Origin of the sequence: Skermanella stibiiresistens SB22 (genome assembly GCF_000576635.1) — a bacterium.
GTDB lineage: Bacteria > Pseudomonadota > Alphaproteobacteria > Azospirillales > Azospirillaceae > Skermanella > Skermanella stibiiresistens.
In genome coordinates this window covers 142,206-167,273 of the sequence record NZ_AVFL01000004.1, presented here as the reverse complement: position 1 = coordinate 167,273, position 25,068 = coordinate 142,206, and the positions used below count along the sequence as shown (strand labels likewise).

The 25,068-nt window shown below is 66.8% G+C and carries 15 protein-coding genes; 3 read left to right on the top strand and 12 right to left on the bottom strand.

From position 1 onward, the window contains the following. Window positions 1–30: 30 nt before the first annotated feature. Window positions 31–2,475 (bottom strand): hypothetical protein, encoded by a 2,445-nt coding sequence (locus N825_RS07420; protein ID WP_157619041.1) that lies wholly within the window; start codon window positions 2,473–2,475, stop codon window positions 31–33. A 126-nt stretch (window positions 2,476–2,601) separates the two neighbouring features. Continuing rightward, entirely contained in the window at window positions 2,602–5,151 is a 2,550-nt protein-coding gene (locus tag N825_RS07415) for an autotransporter family protein (RefSeq protein WP_037449099.1), read from the bottom strand. A 634-nt stretch (window positions 5,152–5,785) separates the two neighbouring features. On the opposite strand from N825_RS07415, the gene N825_RS07410 reads away from it, so the two are divergent. From N825_RS07410 to N825_RS07400, 3 genes are read left to right on the top strand one after another with little or no spacing between them, the layout of a single operon-like run. Beyond that, window positions 5,786–7,840: an O-antigen ligase family protein gene (locus N825_RS07410; RefSeq protein WP_157619040.1), complete on the top strand. Its 2,055-nt coding sequence runs from the start codon at window positions 5,786–5,788 to the stop codon at window positions 7,838–7,840. Then, complete coding sequence (locus tag N825_RS07405) at window positions 7,833–8,729, top strand: alpha/beta hydrolase (RefSeq protein WP_051511690.1); 897 nt, start codon at window positions 7,833–7,835, stop codon at window positions 8,727–8,729. The genes N825_RS07410 and N825_RS07405 overlap by 8 nt, the downstream gene beginning before the upstream one ends. A gap of 37 nt (window positions 8,730–8,766) precedes the next feature. Next, the gene (locus tag N825_RS07400; RefSeq protein ID WP_157619039.1) at window positions 8,767–10,170 is read left to right on the top strand and encodes a hypothetical protein; all 1,404 of its coding nucleotides are present in this window, start codon (window positions 8,767–8,769) and stop codon (window positions 10,168–10,170) included. On the opposite strand, the gene N825_RS07395 is transcribed toward N825_RS07400, so the two are convergent. The 10 genes from N825_RS07395 to N825_RS07350 form a co-directional block, all read right to left on the bottom strand. Beyond that, on the bottom strand, window positions 10,160–11,410 hold the full coding sequence (locus N825_RS07395; RefSeq protein ID WP_245613039.1) for a glycosyltransferase family 4 protein: 1,251 nt from the start codon (window positions 11,408–11,410) through the stop codon (window positions 10,160–10,162). The genes N825_RS07400 and N825_RS07395 overlap by 11 nt on opposite strands. A 48-nt stretch (window positions 11,411–11,458) precedes the next feature. Then, a complete protein-coding gene (locus N825_RS07390) occupies window positions 11,459–12,457 on the bottom strand; it encodes a GDP-mannose 4,6-dehydratase (protein ID WP_245613038.1) in 999 nt (332 codons plus the stop codon). Between the two features lie 9 nt (window positions 12,458–12,466). Further along, window positions 12,467–13,447 (bottom strand): GDP-mannose 4,6-dehydratase, encoded by a 981-nt coding sequence (gmd, locus tag N825_RS07385; protein WP_037449092.1) that lies wholly within the window; start codon window positions 13,445–13,447, stop codon window positions 12,467–12,469. Window positions 13,448–13,490: 43 nt separating this feature from the next. Continuing rightward, a complete protein-coding gene (locus N825_RS07380; protein WP_037449089.1) occupies window positions 13,491–14,732 on the bottom strand; it encodes a class I SAM-dependent methyltransferase in 1,242 nt (413 codons plus the stop codon). Window positions 14,733–14,818: 86 nt separating this feature from the next. Beyond that, window positions 14,819–18,322, bottom strand: a complete 3,504-nt coding sequence (locus N825_RS07375) for a glycosyltransferase (RefSeq protein ID WP_037449086.1) — start codon at window positions 18,320–18,322, stop codon at window positions 14,819–14,821. Then, a complete protein-coding gene (locus tag N825_RS36285) occupies window positions 18,323–20,134 on the bottom strand; it encodes a class I SAM-dependent methyltransferase (RefSeq protein WP_051511688.1) in 1,812 nt (603 codons plus the stop codon). 91 nt (window positions 20,135–20,225) lie between these two features. Further along, window positions 20,226–21,500 (bottom strand): ABC transporter ATP-binding protein, encoded by a 1,275-nt coding sequence (locus tag N825_RS07365; protein ID WP_051511687.1) that lies wholly within the window; start codon window positions 21,498–21,500, stop codon window positions 20,226–20,228. Further along, complete coding sequence (locus tag N825_RS07360) at window positions 21,500–22,315, bottom strand: ABC transporter permease (RefSeq protein WP_063833663.1); 816 nt, start codon at window positions 22,313–22,315, stop codon at window positions 21,500–21,502. The genes N825_RS07365 and N825_RS07360 overlap by 1 nt, the downstream gene beginning before the upstream one ends. 226 nt (window positions 22,316–22,541) lie before the next feature. Next, window positions 22,542–23,774, bottom strand: a complete 1,233-nt coding sequence (locus N825_RS36280) for a glycosyltransferase family 4 protein (RefSeq protein ID WP_051511685.1) — start codon at window positions 23,772–23,774, stop codon at window positions 22,542–22,544. Window positions 23,775–23,805: 31 nt separating this feature from the next. Further along, window positions 23,806–25,044 (bottom strand): glycosyltransferase family 4 protein, encoded by a 1,239-nt coding sequence (locus tag N825_RS07350; protein WP_051511684.1) that lies wholly within the window; start codon window positions 25,042–25,044, stop codon window positions 23,806–23,808. Between the last annotated feature and the right edge of the window lie 24 nt (window positions 25,045–25,068).

The window sequence follows — 25,068 nt, the reverse complement described above, 5'->3', positions numbered from 1 at the left end:
CACGCCATCTCGTTCACGCCACGGGCACGGTCATGGCGACCGGGGGGACAACGTCGCGCGGAGGACGGGATCGGACAGGAAACGCGGCAATGCCTGGACCTGATCGGTGAAGCGCGCGGTCAGCGCCGGATCGCCGATCCGATCGAGAAGCCGCACCGCCGCGGCCGTGAGCCGCAGGCAGGGGTCGGCGAGAGCCTTGCCGATCAACGCCGCCAGCCAGTCGGGAGCGGTCACCTCCACGGGCTTTCCCGCCTCACTCTCCAGAATGGCGAGTTCCAGCGCGCCAACGCGGGCGGAACAGGCCGGGTGCGCCGCCAGAAGCTCGACACCGATCCTGGACGATTGGCCATCCACGGCCGGGTCGCCCAGGGCCAGCAAGCGGGCGTGAAGCCAGGGTTGGCCCACGGGTTGGCGCGCCGCGAGGTCGCTCGCCACGCCGTCCCTTATCGCCCGCCGGAAGCCAGCGTCCGACGTCAACGCCCGGCAACGGACGACCTGGAGGAGCGAGAAGCCGGTCGCGAAATCCCGGTCGGGCACAGCCCTGAGCAGCGCCGGCAGACGATCCGGCAGCCAACGCCCCAGGGAACGCCAGGCGGCCAACGCGACCTCGCCAGCGCCATGCATCGGAGCGGCGCGCTGGAGCAGGGATGCCGGATCATCCTCGCCATGCATCTCGTTCGCCAGCGTTTCCGGCGGGGGCGGAGGACAGGCGTAGTCGCTGGAGGCGTCGCGCCGGTAGGGGGCACCGCCGGCGGGTCCTTCGGGCCGATCGAGATCGACGGCGATGGACTCGCCAGCGCGGATGAAGCGGTCTTCCGGATCGGCGCCGAGCAGGAAACCCGGTCCCGGCAAGCCACGCGCGACATGGTCCTGTCCCCACCCATCGGCGCCAAGCGAGAAACGGTCGGAACCACCGCCATCGAGCAGGAAACCGATGCCGTTCGCGGTGCCCGCTCCCTGCGCCAGGTCGCCGGCCTCGTAAGCGTCGTCGCCGCCATCATCCACGAGCGCGCCCAAGCCCAAGTCGAGCCCCATGCCCTGTCCGACACCCTGCCGGGCGACATGGCCGTCGTTACCTCCCGCATCGGTCAGGAGCCCGATGGCGCCATGGACGCCGGCGCCCTGGACGTACCGGGTACCCTGGTATCGATCGTCGCCGGCACCGTCCAGCAGCACGCCGATGCCGTGGAAGTATCCCGCCCCCTGCCCGAACATCTCGACGGCATAGGTGTCGTCGCCCGAATCGTCGCGCAGGATCCCGATCCCGCCGCCATGGGTCGACCGCAAGCCTGCCGCCATTCCCTGAGCCAGACTGATGCCGCCGTCACGGCCGATGGTATCCTGAGGTCCCGACGCGACATAGCCGTCGGCGCCGGCGAGATCCCACAGCACCGCCAGCCCTCCGACCTGACCGAACCCCTGCCCCCGGTCGCCGATATCGTAAAGGTCGTCCCCGGTGCCGTCGATCAGGACGGCGACGCCCTCGGCGGCGGCCGCTTGGGCGAAGCGGGTGGCGAGATAGCGGTCGTGACCTGTCCGATCGATCAGCAGGGCAACCCCGCCCAAAGCGGCGGCCTGGGCTCCCACGCCCCCTTGGTGGATGTCGTCACCGTCGAGATCGATCACCGCCGTGAAGGACCGGACCGCCAGAGCCCCACCGGCATAGTGGTCGGCACCCGCGAGATCGATGATGGTCAATTGGCCGTTCACCACCGGCCCGGTGAATTCGTAGGTGTCGTCGCCACCGGGATCCAGGATCAGGATCACGTCCGGACCGATCCGGTGGTGGTCGTGACCCAATGTCCCAATGATCATCTTTCCCCCCGGAGCCTCCCAAATCCTGGCACCACCGAAATCGATGGCGGCCCGACCCCGGAGATCATCGATCAGGGTGATCGCCGTCCGGATCAGCGACGGAGCCAATGACCGCATGGCGTCCCCAGTGGCAGCACCACCGACCGCCTTCAAGGTCGCCGCGGTGGGGCCACCGGACGCGAGGTCGTCAAGCAGGGCTGAAATGTCGCGGGGGGACGGAGCGGCGGGAACCCCCGCCAGAAGGGCGCCGACCCCCGCGGCATAGGCTGTCAGCGTGGCATCCAGCGTGCGCTGCGCCGAATCGGAGGTTCTGGAGCGTCCCCACTCCCACATCTTGTCCGCGATTTCGTCAAGCCGGAGCCTCGCCGACACCCGGTCGACGAACGCAGCCCCGCTGGTGACGGTTTCGATCGGGTTTGCCAACCCCGCCGCGAGATCGGCCGTTATCTCCTCGGCCTCCTCGAAGGCCTCGGCCTTGAACAGGTTGTTCGGCACCGACAGCGCCTCGATGCCGAAAGCCTTGGCCGATGCCGCGCGTGTCAGGCGGACGCGCCAGTCCGGTTCGACCGCCCAAGCCGGAGTTGGGCTTCCAACGACTGCCAGGAAGATGGCGAGAACCAAGGCGGCGGACAGCGGGCGCGAGAGTGTCGAAGGTCTCAAGCAGAGATCCTTGCCAGGAGGAACGTGACCCTAGAAACGAGCAAGGACCCCATCCCGAAGGATGGAGCCCCTGTCCGGCTTGAATTCCGGTCCTCAACGCTCCAGCCGAAGCTGAAGCGGTCGAGATCAGAACTTGTAGCGGAGACGAACGTAGCCGACGTGACCGTCGCTGGAGTCCGTACCCTGGTAGTCGTAGTTGCCAGAGATCGAAAGCTTGTCGTTCGACAGGAAGGTCAAACCCAGACCAACGTTGTAGATGTTCTGGCTCGGCTTGGCCCCGGTGATGGTCGAGCTCAGCTCCGGCAGGTTGACGAGGCTGAACCCGGTGCTGGGAGCGTCGTCGTTGAATTCCCGCGTGAAGCCAACGCGCAGTTCCGGGATCAGGCGACCGCCGTCGATGGCCACCGGGTAAGCGATGCGCAGGCCGATGCCGCCCTGGACCGAGGTGGTGTCCGAGGAGTTCATCGCGGCACCGTTCGAACCGGTCTCCTTGTAGCTGTCCGTCTCGGAGTAGGCATACTGCAAGAACAAGCTCGGGGTCAGTTCGACACCGCTGAAGGTCTTGGTCATGCCACCGGTGATACGGGCGCGGTAGGAGGACGAGTCGTAGTCGGCCGTGAGGTTCTCGATCGAGCTGAAGCCGCTCGACGGCTGGGTGACACTGAACCGGCGGGTCTGGTCGTTGTTGCTGAAGCCGTAGCCCAGTTGGGCGTCCACGTAGAAGGGAGCCGGGTTGTAGCTGGCGTACAAGGTCGCCTGATAGCTGTCGACTTCCGACTTGTCGCCGACCGATTGGTTCTTGCCATCGATGTCGGTGGTGGCGTAGCCGAGGGCCAAACCGACACGGAGGTTGTCGGCGACCACCGTATCGGCGCCGACCGTCAAGCCGCGGGTGTCGGCCTTGTAGCCGGACACGCCGTCCTTCAGATCCTGCGTGAAGGTCGAGAGGTAGGGCAGCGCCCACATTTCGATGCCACGACCCACCATGTCACCGGCGGCCATACCCGTCTGGCTGTCCTGCGAGCGGAGGGAGGCCACGCGGTTGCTGACCGTCGTCGAGGACGACGCGCCGATGGCGTTGGAAACGCCAGCGCTGGTCGAGCTGATGCTGAAGTCGGGCGTCAATTCCGTGACGTACTGCGAGACGATGTCACTGACTTGGGCCGGGGTGAGCGTGACCGTCTGGCCGCCGATGACGACCGTGGGGTTCTGCAAGACCGACAGGATACTGCCCATCGGCGTGGTGGCGCCAACCCTGGTGATGCTGCCCTGAAGGCCAGTCGATGAATTCACGATCGTGGTCAGAGCGGTGGAGAGCGCCGCCGACGTCGCGGCAACCGAAGGACTGCCCACGGTCACGATGGTGCCGTTGGTGATGCCGTCCAGCGTCTTCTTGACCGTCGAGTCCGGAGCGAGACCCGATTCACGAACGAGTTTCAGCAGGTTGCCGCTCTGCGAGAGGGCGAACTTCTCAAGCGTGTTCGTGCCGTCCACGCTGGTGCTCGAGGCCACCGTGAGGGCGCCCGTCGATTCGAGGACCGTGAACGAGGCGCCCGGAGCGATCGAAAGCGTCCGCGACGCCTTGGTGTCCGGCGCGACCTTGCCAGCGACGTTGGCCGTGCCCGAGACGGACAAGGAACCCGACGCGGCGTCGGTGATCGTGAGCGCCAAGGTGCCGGTCTGAACGTAATTGCCGGTGATCGTCTGCTTCGACGCGCCGACGTTGAGGGTGCCGGCGTTGGTCACCGTCGCGGCGGCGATGGCGGCCTGCTGCTTGACCGTGGCGCCGGAGCTGATGTTGAAGGCGGTGGCACCGGTGACGGCCTGCGCCAGCGTCGTCGTGCCGGTCTTCGCGTTGAGCGTGCCGATGCCGGAGAACGTGCCGCCGGTGGTGAACGATCCGGTGCCCAGATCGAAATTGACCGTGTCCTTGCCGTCGCCGCTGACATTGCCGGTGATGCTGCCACCGGTGATGTTCAGGACGTCGGTGCCCGAGCCGAACAGGATCTGGCCGACGATCTTGCCGGAATTGTTGATCGTCAGGTTCGCCTTGCTGAGCGAGGCGTCGATCGCCTTGCCCGAGCCATCGCTGGCGCCGCCCTGGATCGTCCCGGAGTTGGTGATCCCATCGGTGATGGCGCCGTCCGCGCCCAGATAGATCGCCGTGCCGGTTTCGGAAATGATCGTTCCGCTGTTGGTGATGCTGCGCATCGCCCCATACACGGAGATCGCGTTGCCGCTGTCGCTGGAGATCGTGCCCGCGTTGGTGATCGTCGTGCCGGCCGTGTCGATGCCGGCCACGTTGGTCGCCACGATGATGCCGTCGGCGCCGCCGGTGCCCTTGATGACGCCCTTGGCGTTGTTGATGATCTCGGCCCGGCTGGCGACGTAGATCGCCGCGATGTCGCGCGCCGTGTTGCCGACGTTCCGGCTGGCCTCGATCGTGCCGTCGTTCTCGATCCGCGTACCCGCCGAGGCGACGCCGGTGACGACGATGGCCGAGGCGTTCACGCCGCGGATCGTGCCTTCGTTCTTGATCGAGCCGCCACTGACCAGCTCCAGCGCGACGGGAGCGTTGTCGGTGCCGACAATGGTCCTGTTCGCCGCGACGGTCGTCGCCGTGGTGACCGTCGCCACGGCCGTGACCTGTCTGACCTCCGCGTAAGCGCTGCTCACGCCGGAGAATACGGCGCTGAAGGCGAATACGGATGTGGTTGCAAGCAAGACCGCCTGCTGCCTATGACGTCGGTTAATCAACATTAATGAGCCCCCTGCGGCGAATGCGGCAACGTTCTACAAATTTCGAACTGCGTACCTAACCACTAAACAATCAGGAGGAAACTAGCAAGCTCTGATAATCGTGATGAGTGCATAGCTGCACAACTAACCGGATTTGTGTCATGCGAGCCACATCCCAAGGGTGATTATCGGAATATGATGAAAAGTTTGAAACACTAAGGATGCGCCAACCAAGGCTCGATGCCTAAAAACAGCGTTAATGTAAAGTTTAGTTCTCGTCACGATAGTAGCCAACGCGCCGCCCGATATAGAGGGCGTGTGCCGATTGGACGACCGGCGCAATCCGATCAGGCGGGTGCCGGGAAGGATGCCGCCCCGGAAGCCTCGGCTTGGCGGCGTCCGCGCCACCGCAATGTTGAGTGCCCCCGCGGGCCGCCGAGAGGATCACCTGGTGTCAGCGAGAACGCACATGCCGAAAAGCGCCCCACCGTCCCCAGACGAGGATCGCGCCCCGGGTGTCCCCCATGTTTCCGGGGTGGACGACGCCGTGCCTCAAACCCCGTGGAATTGGTTGTCCCCCGCGGCCGGCCTGATCGTGTCCCTGTCGTTCCTCATCTTCATCCCGGCGTTGAAGCCCTTCGCCTTCGGCGTCTGGTACCAGTCCGAACCCGTGGTCGCGGCACTGCTGGCCGCCGGGGCCGCCGCGACACTGTGCCTCGCCTTCATGGCAGCGACGGGCCACCGGGTCGCCGGTGCCGTGACCCATCCCCTGACGCTGGTCACCCTGGCGATATCGCTCTGGTCGATGATCGCGTCGCTCGCCACCCCCCTGCCGGCGCGATCGCTGATGGGTCCGCCCCAGACCGGCGAAGGAGCCTTGTGGTACGCGGCGCTCGCGGCTCTCACGGCGCTGGCGCTGGCGGTCTGGCCGATCCGCGCGATCAGGCGCGCGATCGTCGGCTCCGCCACCGTGACCGGGCTCATCCTGATGGGCCTCAACATCAGCGAACCGATCGGCTCCCCCTGGAGGCCGGTCGTCTGGCCGGAATTCGCGGCCGTCCTGGGCCTCTTCGTCATCGTCATCGTCGCGGGCGACTCCGGTATCCGGTGGCCGGCGCCGCTGAGGAAACGGCTGGCCGGCATCCCGATGGCCGGACCCACGCTGCTCCGGCTGACGCGCGACTCCGGCCCGCTGCGCGCGCTGGTGGCGGTGGGCCTGGGTGGCGCGATCGTCGCCACATCGCAGAACAAGACGGCGATGGGAATCGCCGTCGTCGCCATTCCCGCCCTGCTCGCGCTCTCGCCGCTGGTTCGGAACCGCCGTCATTGGCGCGCCCTGGCGATGCTGGCGGCGTTGGGTTCCACGATCGCCGTTCCCGCCGGCATGTACTGGCTCGGCACGCAAAAGGGTCTCGAATCACCCCTGTCGCGCACCGAGATGATCGAGGTCGCGTTCCGGGCGCTCCGCTCCGACCCCATGCTGCTGGCGCACGGAACCGGCTGGGGAGCCTTCAACGACGTGCTCTTCCGGTACCTGGACGAGGTGCGGGATGTCCGGGCCGTCACGGAGACATGGCAGCAGTCGCTCGAGAACACCGGCGGTGGAGCCTTCCATACCCACGACACCTATCTCGAGGCCTTGCTGTCGACGGGGCTGCCGGGTGCCCTTCTCGTGCTGGCGCTTCCCATCACGGCGATCCTGTGCGCGCGGCGGCGCTCGGATGGCCTCGTTTGCGCCGTCTGGGTCGCCATCGCCGGTTTGATGGCCGCTTGGTTCACCTTGCCCATCGCCGTCCCATTCCAGGCGGTCGCGTTCGCCGCGACGGCGGGCGGCGCGAGACGGCGGGACGGTCCGGTGCCGTGGCTCGCCACCCGCGTGGCGGGACGTTCCCTGATGACGGGCGCCGCCCTGGCGGTCGCCCTGGCGCTCGCCGCCGGATCGGCCTTGACGCTGCGCGTGGCGTTCGACTCCGAACGCCTGCTGGCGGTGCTCAGGGAGGGCCGCGGCCCGACGCCCGACCTGCCCCCCCATCTGATCTCCGATGGCGGACAGGGTGGCGCGCATCTCTGGTGGATAGCCCTGGATCTGACGCATGATCTGGCGGCCAAGGGCGAGCGCGGGCAACCCCTGACGGCCAACGAGGTCTTCTGGTTCGAGGCGCTGATGCGGGCGGTCGACCGGCACATCGCCGATCTTCCATCGAGCATGCGGCTGAAATCCTTGTCTTTGATCATGCGCGACGAACTCGCGACCAAGATGGGAGACCCCCAACTCGACCGGCTGCGCGAGTGGGAAATCCCCGCGTGGGGTCAGAAACTCCACGCCTTGCTGGACCAGATGCCGAACCGGGTCGATCTCTCCGTCCCCTTCCTCGACCTGCTGGTCAACTCCAACAACGGTCCGGTCGCGATCCGGGTCGGCAACGAACTCCTGGCGCGCAACCCGGACGATCCCGTGGCTTTGTGGTTCACCGGCGTCGCCATGGCGGCCACCCCCGAATGGGGCAATCTGGGACAGGCACGCCTGCTGCGCGCGGCGGACACCGGTATCGAGCGGGTGCTCCCCCTGTCACCCGAGCTGCGGGGCAAGCTCCGCCGCATGAACCGCACCATCCGCCATGATTGACTGGCTGGTTTCCCGCCGCGGCGCGGGTCGCGCGGCGATGCTCGCCGGGTGGCTCGCGGCGGCGGCCGTCCTGGAGGGCTGCACGGCCAATCCGGCCGAGCGCGCATCGGTGGCCGAGGGAATCGCGGCGGCGGGGCGCCTGGGCAGGACGTCCGTGCGCGCCGGCGGTTTCGTCCTCGCGGCGTGGTCACGGATCGAGGCGCCCGACCAGCCGGTGCGCGTCTATATCGAGGGCGACGGCTACGCGTGGTCGTCACCCAACGATCCCTCGGACGACCCAACGCCGCTCAACCCCCTGGCGCTGCGCCTGGCCGCGCGTGACGACGGCCCCAACGTCCTCTACCTGGCCCGACCGTGCCAGTTCCGCCCGGCCGGAACGCGAGACTCGTGCGAGCGGACCTTTTGGACGTCGCGCAGGCTGTCGGAGCCGGTGATCGCCGCGCTGGACATGGCGATCGATCGTCTGGCGCCGGCCTCGGCTCCCACGCGCCGGCTGGTGCTGATCGGATATTCCGGCGGCGGCGGCGCCGCCGTCCTGCTGGCGGCGCGACGAACCGACGTCGCCGGCGTGGTCAGCGTGGCGGGCAACGTCTCCATAACGGCGTGGACCGCCCATCATCGCCTGTCGCCCTTGACCGGATCGCTCGACCCGGCGGATTGGGCGGCGCGCCTGGGCTCGGTGCCACAGCTTCACCTGATCGGCGGCGACGATCGGATCGTTCCCCGGCTGGTCGCCGACGGCTTCGCCCGGCGTGCGGCGCCAACCGCCTGCCTCCGGATCGAGACGCTCGCCGGTGTCAGCCACGACAAGGGCTGGCTGGAGGCTTGGCCCGCGGCCCTCGAACGGATCCCGACCTGCGTCGCCACGCCGCGGCAGGCGCCGCTTTGACGACATGTGACACGTAATGACAGCTGGAAAGACCGTCATGAGGCATTCGATGATCCGGCCCCCCGGTTCCAAGCTCGCCATGGGCCTTCGCGCGGGAGTGGCGCTGGGGGTCACATTGGGAGTGGCCGTGGCGACGACTCCGGCCCACGCCGCCGAGAAGGCGCGTGCGGCCAAGCCGACGCAAGCCCCGGCGGCTTCGGCACCCACCGAGGAGTGGGCCGCCACCGCCGTCACCAAGGAGACCGGCGAATTCGATTACTGCGCGGTCGGCGCCCGGTTCGCCAACGACCACGCCCTCCTGATCGCCAGGAACCGCGCCGACGAGATCGTCGTCATCGTCGGACTGCCCGACTCGAAGTTGAACCCCAAGTCGCTGCTGCCGACCAAGCTGACGATCGATCAGCGGTTCTCGCGCCAGGGATCGGCGCTCGCCACCCGGCCAACGGCCATGGCGATCAGCCTCGGCAAGGACCCCGAGTTCCTGGATGCCGTGCGACGTGGCAACACCTTGGCGATCAGCAATTCGGCGACCAAGCTGACACTCAGCCTCCGCGGCAGCGCCGGCGCCTTGGGCGACCTGAACGACTGCGTCGCGACGGTGGGCAAGTCGGTCGCCAATCCCGTAACGGTGGCGTCCGCCCCGCCCCTGCCCAACACCATGGCGGCTCCGGCCGCGATGCCGGAAACGATGCCGGAGCCGGTTACACAAACGGTGCCTGAGGTGCCCGCCCAGGATCTGGGAGCCGCGCCAGCGCCAACCTCCAAAAGCCCCGCCGTCGAAAGCTCCGCCGCCGAAAGCCCGGCCACATCAAGCCCACCGGATCCAAGCCCGGCCGTGTCGGCAACCGCCGCCGAAAGCCCGGCTCAAGCGCCTCCCGCCGTGAGTGTCGCGGCGCTGCCACCCCGAGAGGTTCCGACGGCCAGTCCGGCGGTGGCCCCGCAAACCGTCTTGGGCGCTCCTCCGGGTCCCGCCTTGCCGGACCCGCTGGTCAACCTGCTGTCGGCGGCCGGAATGGCCGGCATCGTGCCGGTTTCGCTGGACCGGGTGCCGCCCGACCAAAGGCCGGCCAATTACGCCTGGAAATATGGGGCGGTGTTCGGCGGCATCCGCGAGGTCAGCATCATCGATAGCCGCGGCTTGGCCGAGTTGACGGACGCCTATGTCGAAATCCTGAAGAACAGCTGTGGCGGCCAGTTCACCTCTTCCATGGGCCCGATCGAGTCGCTGCGGGAGATCACCTTGCGTATTGGGGAAGCCAGCTGCGCGCTGCCCGAGCGGACCACCGAGTTCCGTCACGTCTATTACATCAACAAGGCGCGGATCTTCACGACCTTCATCCACGAGAGCGACAGCGCCAACAAGGCGATGGCGGTCAAGGCCCGCGACCAGCTGACCGGCGTCATCCGCCAACTGGCGACGGCCGGCGCCGTCAGTCACTGATGCCGGTAGCGCCCGCTACAGCGCCCGCTCCAAGGGCCATTCTATAGGAAGCGATCGTGCCTTCGGCGCAGGCCGCCCAAGTCAGGGCGGCCGACCGCCGCAGGCCCCGCCCGACCAGGAAGCGATTGCCATCCTCGTCCTCGACCAGCTCGCGCAATCGGATTCCGATCTCCGCCTCGTCGAGCGGATCGGCCAGCCGGGCACAGCCGGTGGTGACCTCCTCCATCGCGGTTCCCGCCGAGCACAACACGGGAACTCCGCTCGCCATCGCCTCCAACGGCGGCAGGCCGTATCCCTCGTAGAGGCTGACGGCGGCGAATCCCCGCGCGCCGGCGAAGACGAAGGGCAGATCGCCGGCCCCGACATAGCCAAGGTAGCGGACGGCGCCGCGCGCCACGAGAGCGTCCATGTCGGCGAGTTCCGCCGCGTTCCGCCAGCCGGAGGCGCCCACCACCACCAGCGGCGCCAAGCGTTGGACACTGGCGGGCAAGGCGCCATAGGCCGCCAGCAGCCGCCGCAGGTTCTTGCGCGGCTCGATGGTGCCGACCGTCAGCAGGTAGCGGCCGTGTTCCAACCCGTGCCGGGACAGCACCGGCTCCAGCTCCGCCGGGGAACGCGGATGATATTCGGGGCCGACGCCCAGCGGCACCACGTCGACCCGGTCACCGGGCACGCCCAGCACCGACATGACCTCCCGGCGGACGAAATCGGTCGTGGTGATGATTCGGGTCGACTGGGCCAGGGCGCGCGGAAGATGCCGCTCGATCCAGCGGAGCCGCTCGACCGGCAGCGCGTCGGGAAACCGATGCCACGCCAGATCCTGGAACGTGCTGACGCAGATCCCCCCATAGGGTCGGGGGATCATGTTGGGTTCGTGGTAGAGCGCGTCGCGCCGCGTCCGGACCCATCCCAGGGGATCGCCCGGGAAGGAACCGGGAGCCTTCAGCGCCAGCCGCAGACGGGCCCGGTAGACGGCGCTCCACGCCGCCATGGCCAATCCCGACTCGTGGGCCAGCCGGCGCAGGGGTGAGATCGGGCGATCCGCGATGGGAGTGGCGGCGGGAGTGGCGGCGTGGTCGGGCACGCTCTCCAGCCGCCGCAATCCCGCGAGCAGCACCAGCCGCCCGATCTCGGGCCGGAGCAGGAGTTCCCGGTGAAGGTTGAAGGTGTAGTTGCCGATGCCGGTGCGGGGCGGGAACAGCGACTCGGCGGTCAGCAGGAGGTCGAAGGAACCCGTCACCAGACCATCACCACCATCAACCGGCGCCACCACCAGCCGGTGCCAAATTCAGCCGGAGACAAGCGCGCGCCAGTATCCCAGCACGGAGGCCAGGGTGTAGTCGATATCCCGCTCCGGGCGCCACTCCAGCAGGGTGCGCGCCTTGCCGCTGTCACCCACCACCAGGGGGGTGTCGCTGGGCCGGAACCGCGCCGGATCGGGCACCACCTCGATCCGCGTGTCCGACAGGGCGAGCAGCGCGTCGAGCATGTCGCCGATCCGACGCGCCGTGCCGGAGGAGAGATTCATCACGCAGCCGACCGGCAGATCGTCCGCGCGCAGGACCGTGGCGACATAAGCCGCGACCACATCCTGGACATCCAGGAAATCGCGCATGCTATCGAGATGGCCGACCCGGATCACCGGTTCCTGGAGGCCGCGCTCGATGCGGGCGATCTGGGCGGCGAAGGACGGAATGGCGAAATGCTCGGTCTGTCCTGGCCCCGTGTGGTTGAAGGGCCGCAGCCTCGCGACCTTCAAACCTTGCAGCGCCATCTGCCCCAGCATCAGGTCCGCCGCCGCCTTGCTGCTGGCATAGGGATTGACCGGCTGGAGGGCCGCCGTCTCGTCGAGCGGCACGCCCGCCTTGAAGCTGGCGCCATAGACCTCGGCGCTGCTGCTGAACGCGATCCTGCATCCGGGACACTCGTCCGCCACCGCCAGGGCGACGTTGAGCGTGCCGCTCAGATTGACGTTCCAGGTATGGCGGGGGTCCCGGTTAGACGCCGTCACGGCGGCGATGGCGGCGAGATGGACCAGATGGGTCGGTTGCTCCGCCCGGATCACGCCACCGACCTGCCGGGCGTCGGTGATGTCCAACTCGACGACACGCACCGGCACCCGTCCGGCACCCCAGCCATCCGGCTTGGTCCCGTCGGCCGAGGATGAACCGGCGAGGATCTCGCTCCCCGGAGGGAGCGCCTGATCCAGCGCCGCGATCAGGTGACGACCGACGAAACCGCCGCCTCCCGTCACGAGCACCCGCGAAGGCATGTCGCTGAGGGCCACGGCCACGTCCTATTTCAGGGCCCGGCGGACGCGCTCGAGATCGACGTCGACCATCTCGTGGATCATGGCCTCCAGGCTGATCTCGGCTTCCCAGCCGAACTTGCGCCGCGCCTTGGTGGCGTCGCCCAGCAACAGGTCGACCTCGGCCGGCCGGAACAAGGTCGGGCAGATCACGATATGGTCGTCGGGGTTGAGCCCGACATACTCGAACGCCAGCTTGCACATGTCGCGCACCGTGGTGGTGCGCCCGGTTGCGATGACGTAGTCGTCCGCCACGTCCTGCTGGAGCATCAGCCACATCGCGCGGACATAGTCCTTGGAATGGCCCCAGTCGCGCTTGGCGTCGATGTTGCCCAGCCGCAGCTCCTTCTCGAGCCCCAGCTTGATGCGGGCGACGCCATCGGTGACCTTGCGCGTCACGAACTCGATCCCGCGCAGCGGCGACTCGTGGTTGAACAGAATGCCGCTACTGGCGTGGAGACCGAAGCTCTCGCGGTAGTTGACCGTCATCCAGTGGGCGTACAGCTTGGCCGCCGCGTAGGGTGAGCGCGGGTAGAACGGGGTCGCCTCGCTCTGGATCGGCTCCTGGATCAGGCCGTACATCTCGGACGACGAGGCCTGATAGAAACGGGCTTCCGGGCATTCCAGGCGAACCGCCTCGAGGACGTTGGCGGCTCCGAGACCCGTGACGTTGCCGGTCAGGAGCGGCTGCTGCCACGACGACTTGACGAAGGACTGGGCCGCGAGGTTGTAGACCTCATCCGGCTTGACTTCCCTCATGGTCCGGATCAGTCCGGAAAGGTCGGTCAGGTTGCCGTCGATGTAGTTGATGCGCTTCTCGATCCCCAGCCAGCGCAGGCGCCCGTCGACGACGTCGGCCGAGCTGCTGCGCCGCAGCATGCCATGGACCTCGTACCCTTTTTCGAGCAGCAGTTCGGACAGGTAGGCCCCGTCCTGCCCGGTGACGCCGGTAATCAATGCACGCTTCATCAGTCAGTACCTCGCTCGAAATGCGCCAAAAACCAGTATGCGCTCAGACAATCTCTATTTCCGGGAAGGGGAAGATCATCTTTCCACCCCGTGCGGTGAATTCCTGCTCGCGCGCCAAAATCCCGTCCTTGAAGTGCCAAGGCAGGACGAGGAAGTAATCCGGCTTCATCGCCCGTGCGTCGGCCTCGGAAATGATCGGGATACCGGTCCCCGGCGTGAACGATCCGAACTTGTCGGGGTTCACCTCCGCGATGGCCGGCATTTCCTTCTCGGTGATGCCGCAGAACTGCAGCAGCACATTTCCCTTGGTCGAAGCGCCATAACCCAGCACCTTCTTACCATCGGCAACCAAAGCTTGTAACAGACGGGTCAGATCATTACGATGACGGAAGACACGCTCCTCGAAATCCCGATATGGGCGGGGCGTGTTTAACCCCATTCTCTCTTCCTGTTCAAGCAGCCAATTGACGACCGCGTCGTTGGCGGTGATCGGGTTGCTCCGCTTGGCGGCGGTGACCGCGAAGCTGCCGCCATTGACCGCGTTCATCTGAACGTCGACGATCTTCATGTCGGCGGCGTCGAGAATGTACTTCACGACCCCGAGGGAGTAGTACTCCAAATGCTCGTGGCAGATCGTGTCATAAGAGCACATGCGGAGCATCGAGGGCATGTAGCTCTGCTCGAAATGCCAGACGCCGTCGTCGCTCAGCACCTCGGCGACCTCGCGGGCGAAGCCGATCGGGTTCTCCAGGTCGTAGAACATCGCGATCGATGTGACGACGTTCGCCTGCTCCTTCGAGGCCTTCCGGAAGTTGGCGGCCGAGAAGAAGTCGGTCACCAAGGCCACGTCCTCGGGATAGTACTGGCGGAACTTGGCGCCGGTCGGATCGATGCCGATCCGCTTCAGGCCGGGCACCGTGTAGGACTTCAGCGAGGTCGCGTCGTTGCTGCCGATGTCCAGCACCGTGTCGCCCGGCTTCAAGCCGGCGAGCTTCTCCAGATGCTGGATCTTGCGGGTCAGGTGGCGAACCATCGACTGGTTCAAGCCGGACCGGTACCCGTAGTTCTCTCCGTACATCTCGCCGGCGTCATAGGAATGGGCGAGCTGGAGCAGGCCGCTGTCCGGGCACCAGACCAGTTCCAGCGGTCCGGAGGTGACCTTCTCCCCCTTGGTCTTGGGGAAGACGCCGGTCAGTTCCTGGAAGCCCAGGTTCAGGACCGAGACGAGGTTCCGGCTGCCGCTGATCCGGCATTTCTCGACATGGCTATAGCCCGTTTCTTCCACAGCAGTTCACCTTGTTCCGTAAGGGTCAGAATTCGTTTGGCGCCGGCCGAAGCCCGCTGGCTTCGGGGGCGCGGTCTTGGGACAAGTCACGAGTCGACGGTTTCACGCACCTGTGCGATCAGCCCGAAGCTCTCGAACAGGACTTCCGGGGGCGGCTCGGACGACTGGTCGATCCGGCCCGCCTTCCAAGCCTCGCGGTACAGCTCCGCGAGCATCGGCACCTGCCGCTCCCGGAACTCGTCCAGGTGCTTGCAGCGCTCCAGCAGCCGCTCCATCGAGAAGTTCGCCCGTACCTCGTCACTGGCCGAGAAATAGATCTGGCGGGCGTGGTTGGCGGCGTTGGCGCAATGGCCCAGCCGGTAGACGTCGAGGTTGGGCGAGGTCACCCCCTGCCGCTCGGCGAGGTCGAACAGGTCGGGCATCCGCTCCAGGTGCCAGAGCAGGACGAACTCCTTCCACGAGACGTTCATGTTGACCACGACGCCCGGACGCCCGATCCAATAGCAAGGCTTGTCCATCAGCGCGTTGAGCGCGTAGACGGACGACGGCACGCAGGTCAGAAGCGACCCAAAGGGCTGGCCCTTGATATTCTGGCCATAACCCATGATCGCGTGATCGCGCCGGAAGACACAGGCGTAGATCGCGGTGAACAGGTTCTCGTTCAGCGCGGAGACTTCCCGCAGTTGCTTGGCGTATCGGTTCGGACCGCCCTCGGCGATGGTCGTCGCCGACCGGATCAGCTCGTCCACGTCGCGCAGGTCCGCCGGCTTGTCGAAATGGGTGTACGCGTAGTTCAGGTAGACCATGTGGATGTCGGGATGGTTGACGATCCCGTGCAGCACATCCTCGATGATCCCGTCGATCATCAGATCGTCGTCGCCGAACACCCAAACGAAGCGCCCCCGCGCGTGCCGCGCCGTGACGCCCAGATTGCCCAGCATCCCGACATTGACGGGGTTGCGGTAGGCCCGGAAGTTCTCCTCGCCCTCGAACTCGCGCACCACGTCGGGCGTGTGGTCGGTCGAGGTGTTGTCGCACACCACGATCTCGACCACGTCCCGATAGGCCCGCGTCATGTCCAGGATGCGCCGCAGACTGTGCCGCAGCCACTCCGCCCTGTTGTAGGTGGTGACGCAGATCGACAACAGGGGCGGTGCCAGTGACTCCACCGGCTCCGGCAGGTTGGCCGGCAAAGCCTCGATCGACCGGGTGGCGCGGGGCTGGACGGCGGCGAGGTCGCCCATGAACTCCAGCGCGTAGTCTTCCCACGTCTTGATCCGGCGGCGCGCGATCTCACGCTTCAGCCGCTCGATGGTTCCGCCGTCGAACGCCAAGCTCCGGATGCCGTCGGCGATGGCGGCGACATCGAGCATGTCCACCGTCAGGCAGCCGCCGCCCTCGGCGGTTTCCGCGATGGCGCCGTCGTTGTGGCACAGGCACGGCAGGCCGTTCCACAGGCTCTCGATGATCGGCAGGCCGAAACCTTCCTCGTAGGACGAGAAGATGGTGAAATCGGCCTGGGTCAGCAGCGTGTCCAGTTCGGCGTCGCCGACGTGGTCCAGGATGGTCACGTTGGGCAGCTGGCCGTTCAATTCCTGGATCCGCGCCTCCAGGTCCGGGAAGATTCCGCCCCGCCCGACGATGGTCAGCTGGATCTCGCCGCCCCCGCCGCCTCTCCGCTCGTCGGCGATCAGCTTGAAGGCCTCCAGCAGGCGGACGTAGTTCTTGCGCGGCTCACGCGTCCCGATCGCCACCACCCTCGGACCGGCGCCGGCGCCGGTGCCGGACCGCGCGGATGACCGGGTCGCGGCGGCGGCGGGATCCCGCTTCCCCATCTCGCTGAACTCGCCGGGTAGCGTGCAAGGCACGATGCGGCGGCTGACATTGTTCAGCTTGCCCAGGCGCGCCCGATAGAACTGGTCGAGATCGACCCCGGCGGCCTTGGAGATGCTGAGGATCAGGTCGGACTGGCTGAGCATTTCCCAATAATCATAGAAATGCCGCATCGCGCCGGGCGGATAGTTCTCCCGCATCTTGTGAGGGATCAGGTCGAAGAAGATCGAACCGACCTTGAGTCCCAGGTGGTGGGCATGGTCCATCAGGCTGCCATCGGCCGGCCGCAGCGGCACCGTCACCTCGGGCAGGATCAGCCAGTGCCCGGCGAAATCGCGGGCGAGCGGGCGGGCGCGCAAGCCATCCGGCCCGTTCCACTTGGCGAGATGGTCCAGGTCGGCTTGGCTCAGCGCCGCGAAATCGTGCCGGTCGTCGTCCCACTTGACCAGTTGCAGATCGATGCCGAGCTCGATGAACGCCGAGGCCAGTCCGCGGACCACCCGCTGGACGCCGGTGTTGAACGGCTGCTGCAGCGTCAGGTCCGTCCACAGGTAGACGCGCCGCAGGGGCGTGTGGCGCGCCAAGGCGCCCATCACGTCACCCGCGTAATCGTTCCAGGTCCGCAACGGACGGTCCAGGGCGTCGCGCGCCAGTTCCATCCGGTGATCGCGGTCGAGGATCAGCTTCTCCAGTCCACGCTCCAGCTCCTTCGGGGAGCGGGTGTCGACCGTCAGGCAGCCGCCATTCTCGGCGATCTCGCCCATCGAGCCGAACCCCGCGCACAGGACGGGCTTGCCGAACCACAGCGCCTCGATGATCGGCAGGCCATAGCCCTCCTCGACCGAGGGGAAGACCGCGAAGCGGCATTGCCGGTAGAGCTCCACCACTTGCTCATCCGGCAGGTAGGATAGCTGGCGGATCCGCGGGTTGGCGGACACCAGCTTGTCGACGGCGGCCGACACCTTGGGATGGGTGTGGCCGATCAGGTTGAGCGTGAGGTCCAGGTCGGGGTGCCGGCGGCAGATCGCGTTGAACGCCTCCAGCAGCATGACCTGGTTCTTGCGTGGTTCGACCGTGCCGACGCACATGATCGCGATCGGGCCCCCTTCCGGGTCCTCGACCGCCTCGGCGCGCGGCCGGTTGACGAAATCCTCGCCCAGCGGAACCGGATGGATCTGGGGGATCTCGTGCGCCGGCAGCCTCAGGTCGTTGACGTAGTAGGAGCGCAGGTCCTCGCCCGAATGGACCGAGATCGGAATGATCAGGTCGCCGAGCGCGATCTGCTCGACATATTGGCGGTGCGCGTCGCGGATGTCCTCGTAGCCCTTCAGCCGGATCGGGATCAGGTCGTAGAACACGAAGGCGATCTTGAGCCGGTAGTAATGCGCATAGGCGATCAGCGCCGGCGTGACCTCGCAGCCGTCGCGGCTGAAATGTGTCACTTCCGGAACGATCAGCCAGCCGTTGGTTTGGTCCCCGCCGTCATCGGTCGACTTGAGGTCGACGCCGTTCAAGTGCAGCGGCGTGTCGGCATGTTCCTGGGACACCGCCGCCGGTCCGTCGAACCGCGCCAGACGCTCCAACTCGGCGTCGCCGCAGCGGGCCAGCGCCTGGAATTCGTCGTTCCACTTGACGAAGACGACCTCCTCGCCGACCGCGCGCAACTCACGCGCCAGGCAACGGACCACCCGCTGCACACCGCTGTTGCCCTCGTAGGACGTGGTGTGATCAACCCAGTAATAGAGTTTCGAGGGCATTTACGGTTTCCGGCAGATGATTGCGTAATTGAAGTAGTTGGCACGCGCGACATCGACGCGATGCTCGGGCGGGATCGGTGCCGTGTAGAGGATCCGCTCGACGACGAAGCCCGACCACTCCATCAGGAACGCCACCATTTCGGGCGGCAGCGGTTTGACGTGTGTCTCGTCCATGTAAAAGCTGTTGAGGGCTATCGGCGACAGCGGGTTCAGCGTCTCTGCGATCAACACGCCGCCGGACGCCAGTTTCCCGGCCGCGGTCTCGAACAGGGTCCTGAGGTAGTCGGCCGACAGGTGCTCGATCACCTGGAACAGCGCCACGCCAGAATAGGTGTCCTTCGAACCCTTGAGGAATTCCAGCGCGTCACCCAGCACGACGTCGTGGCCGTCCTCGCGCAGCCGTTCCGCGTTCCGCGAGTTGATGTCGACGCCGAGCGTCGGAATGCCGGCCCCCTTGAGCAATCCCATGAACTCGCCCCGGCCGCACCCGAGATCGAGGAATTTCAGCGACCGGTCGACCGGCTCCAGGTAGGGAAGATACGCGCGCTGCTGATGGACCACGGCGGCGCTGCGGTAGAACAGCTTCTCGAAGGCGTAGTAGTAGGTGTCCCAGTCGGGTGCGTCGATCAGCGCCGGATCGGTCACCCGCAGCTCCTCCATATAGCGGGTGCCGGAGACCTCGTGGACGGCGGGGAACTCGGCTGGGACCTGGGCCGGCTCCGGCTCGGGAACAGGTTCCGGCGTCGGCTTGGTCAGTTCGACCACCTCGTCGAGCTTGGCGCGCATGGCCTCGATCTCGCCCTCCAGCCGGTCCAGGCGGGCCATCTGGGCCTTCAGGTAATGGAGTGCCCCGGCGTTCTCGCCCTGCTGGCGGGTCAGCCGGGTGACGGCCTGCTCCGACTTCAGCAGCGAGGACCGAAGCCGGCCGCGGCCATCGCCGATCAGCCGTTCCTGGATGTCGTGGTTGCGGGCGATCTCCTCGCGCAGCGTGCCTTCCAGCTTTTCCAGCATGGAGAGCTTCTCGCCCATGGCCGCGATCTGGGCATCCAGGATCTGGGTGCGCGCGTCGACATCCGGCAGGGTCTGGACCTCGCCGTGCAGCTGTTCGTGAGCTTCGCTCAACTGCTGCTGGCGATGGGACAGCTCGGCCAGATTGCGGTCGATGCCGCGCAGGCGGGCCATCACGAAGGCGGTCGTCCTTCCCATCTGCGCCAGGATGCGCGGCATGCCGACCAGCGCCGTGCCGCCCCGGAACAGATATCCCGCCGCCGGGACCTTGTAGCCGAGCTGGACCGCGAGCGGCAGCATCAGGCCGTCGATCCGGGTCCCGACCCGGCGGCCCTCGGGCGACATGCGGAGCCGGCCGACCAGTTCGACCTTGCTCATGCCGCCGCGCAACTCGTCCAACCGGCGCCGGAACTCGTTGGCGTAGGGCGCCCGCCGCAGCACCGCGTAGAAGGCGTTGACGACGAACTCGGCGTCGTGGAACGCCTGGAGGTCGTTGAGGTGGTATTCCGGGGAACCGATCTTGATGCCGGGCTCGGGCATCGCCTCACCGTCGACGATCACCGCCACCGCCTTGTGGGAAGCCCGCAGGGTCGAGGGCGGACGGGTCCGCGCCGGTGGGATCGCCGGCTGCGCCACGCCGTCGGCACCGGCGATCTGGCTCCTCTCGCGCATCATCGCCTGCTCGGGCAGCAGGGTCGGGGCCGGCTTGGGCACGGCGGCCCCCACCTGTCCGGCGCGGCCGCGCTCGATCCTGGAGCGCAAGTCGGACAAGTCGATCAGCGGCGTACGGGAATTCATGTTCATGGTCGGAACTCGGTGGCTCGCTTCATTCCCGCCGCACCGGGGAGAGGTTGGCTGGGGAGTTGGGGGACGCGTCCGTCATCGGGAATGGGCGTCACGCGTGGACTTCCGCCACGGCCGCTTCCTCGACATCCGCGCCGGGCGCCGCACCGGGAGAGTAGGAGATGCTGGTCCGCAGCGGCGTCAGGCCGGCGAAATCGGGGATGCTCTCCGGCATCACCTGGAACACGATCGCCTGATCGATCCAGTCCAGGTGGCTGCTGTGTAGCGCGTCGTCGACCACCGCCACCGTGACGTTGTAGGTGCCGCCCCCCAGCAGCAACTGCACGTCGAAGTCGACGTGGAACCGGCTGCCGACCTGGAACTCGTCGTCGATCACGATCTTCTTCAGGTTGGTGTTGGTGCCGTAGACGTGGTTGCCCAGCCGGTCGCGGATCAGGATGCCGACATTTGGACGCACGCTGGGGTCGTTGCAGATGATGGTCTGGCGGATGCGGGCGGTCTCGCCGGTCTTGAAGACGCGTCCCGGCCGCCCCTCCATGTCCAGCACCTCGATCGACGCGATCTGCATCCGCGCGTCGCCGCTGCGGGTGACCAGCACGCCATCGCCCTGGAACTGGCGGATCTCCTCGTCCTTCTTCCGGCGGTTGACCATCGCCTGATAATAGTCGAGCACCTCGTCGGGCCGACCGTCGCGGATCATCACGCCATCCTCAAGGATGACGGCGCGGTCGCACAGGCTCTTGATCGCGGTCGGGTCGTGCGACACCAGGAACAGGGTCGTCCCGGCCTCGCGGAAGCGGCGAATACGGGCCATCGACTTGTGCTGGAAATAGGCGTCGCCGACCGACAGGGCCTCGTCCACCACCAGGATCTCCGGCCGCACGACGGTGGAGGCGCTGAACGCCAAACGCATCGCCATGCCGGTCGAGTACGTCCGCATCGGCTCGTCGAAATACTCGTGCAGTTCGGAGAACGCCTTGATCTCCTCGACCAGCGGCGGGATCTCGGCGGGGTCCAGGCCCAGCAGCTGGCAGCTGATCACCGCGTTCTCACGGCCGGTGAACTCGGGGTGGAATCCCACGCCCAGTTCGAGCAGGCCCGCGACCCTGCCATTGATCGAGACGGTGCCGGTGTCCGGCGTCGAGACGCCCAGCACGATCTTGAGCAGGGTGCTCTTGCCGGCGCCGTTGTAGCCGATGATGCCGATCGACTCGCCCGCCTCGGCCTCGAGCGAGATCCCCTTGAGGATCCAGTGCTCCTGCCGGCGCTTGACCTTGCCGCTGGTGATCGCCTCGATGAAGCGGTCCCAGTCGCTGTTGAAGGTGTGGTATTTCTTGGTGATGTTCCGGATGCTGATCAGGGGCATCAGAGATAGTCCTGGACGGCGCTATACAGACGCTTGAAGCAGAGATAGGCGACCGCGCTCAGGACGATCGCGAGGACCGCGTGACCAGCGAAGTCGGCCAGGTTCGGCATGACGTTGTTGAGCGCGATGTCGTGATAGCCGATCATGATCCGGGTCATCGGGTTCCAGGTCGTGACGAAGGCCGCGACATTGGGTGACAGGATCGACATCGGGTAGACGATCGGGGTCAGCCAGAACCAGAAGGTCAGGATGATGCCGGCCGCCTGCCCGACATCCCGGAAGAAGACGTTGAGCGTGCCGAGCAGGACCCCCAGCGAGATCGCGATGGTCTGCTGGATGATCAGCAGCGGGATCATGCCCAGCAGCGACCAGCCGGGGATGCGCCCGGTGAAGATCAGCAGGGCCGCGAAGACGCCCAGCATGATCGCGAACTGCACGCCCTGTGACACGATCACGACGATCGGCAGGGTGATCTTGGGAAACCCAGCCTTCTTCAACAGCATCGCGTTCTCGCCGAAGATGTTCAGCGACCGCAGGATCGTGTTGGAGAAATATGTCCAGTTGATGATGCCGACGCACAGGTAGATCGCGTAGGACATGCTGTCGTCGGAGCCGGGCAGCTTGCTCTTCAGCACCTCGACGAACAGCGTCATGTACAGCAGGATCAGCGCCGCCGCGTTGAGGACCGGCCACAGCCATCCCAGCACCGAGTTCATCGACTGCAGCCGCATCTCGCGGGTCGCGGCGCTCCAGATGAAGGCTCGATACCGCCAGAGCGGCTCAGCAAAGGGAACTTTGGTGATAACCGCGTTCATGAGAGAGTCCGCATTGTAGTCAGTCCACTTCCGGCAAATCGCAGTCCCATCACGAATCCTGGCTCACCCGTTCCACTCATTTCCCAAATGCTTGAAATGCCGACATTATCTTGAAATTCAACCACCATTAACAACTTTTTATCCAATATTTACTCTAGTGTGGCGCCGCGAATAGGAGCGGAATGGTCTATCGATGTCAAGTGCGGCGCACCATCAGGGCGTCCGCTTAGACCTCTGCGCCACTCAGCAGCAGGGAACGCAGGGTCGTGGCGTAGCCCTGGATCGAACAATGGAGGCGTATCGCCTGGACCGCCGCTCGTCCCAGATCCGCCCGCAGCTGGACGTCGCCCGCCAGACGGCGCAGGTGCAGGGCGGCGTTCTCCACCGAGGGCTCGGCCCAGACCTGGTCGGCATAGTCGTAGCCACCTTGCGGATCGCGCGCCGGGATCAGGCAGTAGGACACCGGGCAGGAGTTCCCGAAGTTCATGAAGTCGGTGTTGCCCGACCAGTTGGTCGCGACCACCGGCAATCCACGCCCCATCGCCTCGGCCAGCGGCAGGCCGAAGCCTTCCGACCGGTGCAGCAGCATCAACGCGTCACAGCGGCCGATCAGCGCGTCCAGCTCGGCCCGGCCAAGCGTGCCGTCGATCATGCTGACGCGCGGATCGCCATCGATCGCGGCGGCCAACTGGTCGCGGCCGGCGGGATAGGCCGAGACATGGTGCGTCTTGAGGATCAGGCGCGCGTCGGCCGTGCCGCCCGGCGCCTGTCCGAAGGCCAGCTTGAACGCCTCCACCGCCGCCATCGGGTTCTTCCGCGTGAAGCCGGACGCCATGTTGAAAGGAGTGAGGATCGTGAAGGGCTCACCGCCATCCACGCCTCGCGGCGGAAGACCCGGCGCGGCGACCGGATGCGCCACGACGTGGATCGGCCGGTCGGTGTGGCGCCGGAACGCCTCCGCCGTGAAACGGCTGGGCACCCAGATCTCGTGGACGTGTTCCAGCGCCGCGATCCAATCCGCCGGCAGGTCCGGGAGTTCCCAGGCGAAGTAGCCGATGATCCGCTTACCCTTCGCGAGCCCGCGCCCCAGCATCAGCAAGGCCAGCGGCGCCAGCGGCGCGTTGACGTGCAGGATGACGGTGCCGGGTCCCGGCTGGATCGGCAGTCCGAGGTCGATCGGCTCGGCCGGATCGCCGCCGAGCATGACCGGGCTGACATCGAAGCCGCGGACATCGAGCCCCTGGGCCCGCAACGCCCTCATGCACAGGCGCGCGCCCTCGCCGAGCCCGGTGGCACTGGCGATCGGACCGACCACGACCATCGGTTCGGCGGCGGGAGGTCCCGGCGTCCGCGCGGCGGGGGCCGCCAGCCGGGTGGTCTTGAACAGCAGCGAACGACGCAGTCCGGAAGGCACTGTCCGCCAGAGCGTGCGCGCGGTGTCGCGGGGCGAGATGGTCATGACGTTGGCGCCGCCATCGGACGGGAAATGGTCACCGCGCCTGCCGGCGCAGGGGCAATGCGCGCTCCGCCCCGGACATCGACGCGGCGCTGTAGCGCGGCGACGCCACCGGCGCCACGGTCCCGTCGCCGAGCAGGAATCCGGAGATGCGGTCGCCGGCCTCGGCCCAGCGGTCCTCGGCGTTGTGGGCGATGCCTTCGACGCAGCGGCGGTACAAGGCCGGATCATCCAGCAGCTTGGCGATCGATGCCGCCAGCGCCTCGCCACTGACCCCGGCGGCGATCAAGCCGTTGACGCCGGGCACGATCTGCTCGACCAGGGCGCCGGTCGGCGTGCCGACCACCGGCAGTCCGGCGGCCTCGGCGAGCACAAGGACGCCCGACTGGCTGGCCTCGCGGTAGGGCAGCACCACCAGATCGGCGTTCTCCAGGATGCCGGGCAGATCCTCCTCGGCGATGTAGCGGTTCTCGACCTTGACGTCGGGCAACCTGTCCAATGCCGCCTTGTACGGCGACAAGTCGCCGGCGCCATGGATGGCGAGGCTGAGATCGGGATAGCGTACCTTCAACCGCGCATAGGCGTCCAGCAACAGGTCGAGGCCCTTGTAGGCGATGATCCGGCCGAAGAACAGGAGCCGGCGGGGCGGTCTGGCGTCGCAGGCCTTCCCGCCGGCACGCCTCGTGTCGGCGAACTGGCTGAAGGGTCCGCTGGGCGCCACCGTCATGCGGTCGGCCGGGGTATGATGGCGGGCGCGCAACACGCTCCCGACATGATCGCTGAGCACGACGTAGCCATCGGCCCGGCGGATCTCCCAATCCAGCCACCATTGATAGGGCATGAAGCACTCGCCCGGGTGGAGCGCCGCGTCATGGATGGTCACGACATAGCGGGCGCCGACCTTGCGGATCGCCGGCAGCATGAACGGATTCCACAGGTGCTGCATGGTGCAGAGCACCAGATCGATGCCGTTCGCCTCCAGATAGTCCTGGAACCGCCGCCTGATCCGCGGCACCCGCCACAGGGCCAGGGCGGCGCTTCCAACATCGTGGTAGGTGTCGACGTCGAATCCAGGCAGGCCCAGCGCCTTCAACTCGGGGTATAGGTCGCAATCGCGGGAGACCGACAGATGGAGGTTGAACTCGTCCCGCTTTGACAGTTCGCGGGCGACTTCCAAGCAATAATGGGCTCCCCCGCCCCGCCTGCCCCAATACCAGAGCAGAAGGTTGCGCTTCCGGCCATGGGAGATTTTTCGCTTGTCAGTGCCGACCACTCAATCAAGCCCTCTTCTCGTCGA

Excerpts from the sequence above, each read along its gene's own strand:
- N825_RS07405 (WP_051511690.1), top strand. The coding sequence starts at position 7,833 with ATGATTGACTGGCTGGTTTCCCGCCGCGGCGCGGGTCGCGCGGCGATG.
- N825_RS07400 (WP_157619039.1), top strand. The coding sequence starts at position 8,767 with ATGAGGCATTCGATGATCCGGCCCCCCGGTTCCAAGCTCGCCATGGGC.
- gmd (WP_037449092.1), bottom strand. The coding sequence starts at position 13,447 with ATGAAGCGTGCATTGATTACCGGCGTCACCGGGCAGGACGGGGCCTAC.
- N825_RS07375 (WP_037449086.1), bottom strand. The coding sequence starts at position 18,322 with ATGCCCTCGAAACTCTATTACTGGGTTGATCACACCACGTCCTACGAG.
- N825_RS36285 (WP_051511688.1), bottom strand. The coding sequence starts at position 20,134 with ATGAACATGAATTCCCGTACGCCGCTGATCGACTTGTCCGACTTGCGC.
- N825_RS07365 (WP_051511687.1), bottom strand. The coding sequence starts at position 21,500 with ATGCCCCTGATCAGCATCCGGAACATCACCAAGAAATACCACACCTTC.
- N825_RS07360 (WP_063833663.1), bottom strand. The coding sequence starts at position 22,315 with ATGAACGCGGTTATCACCAAAGTTCCCTTTGCTGAGCCGCTCTGGCGG.
- N825_RS36280 (WP_051511685.1), bottom strand. The coding sequence starts at position 23,774 with ATGACCATCTCGCCCCGCGACACCGCGCGCACGCTCTGGCGGACAGTG.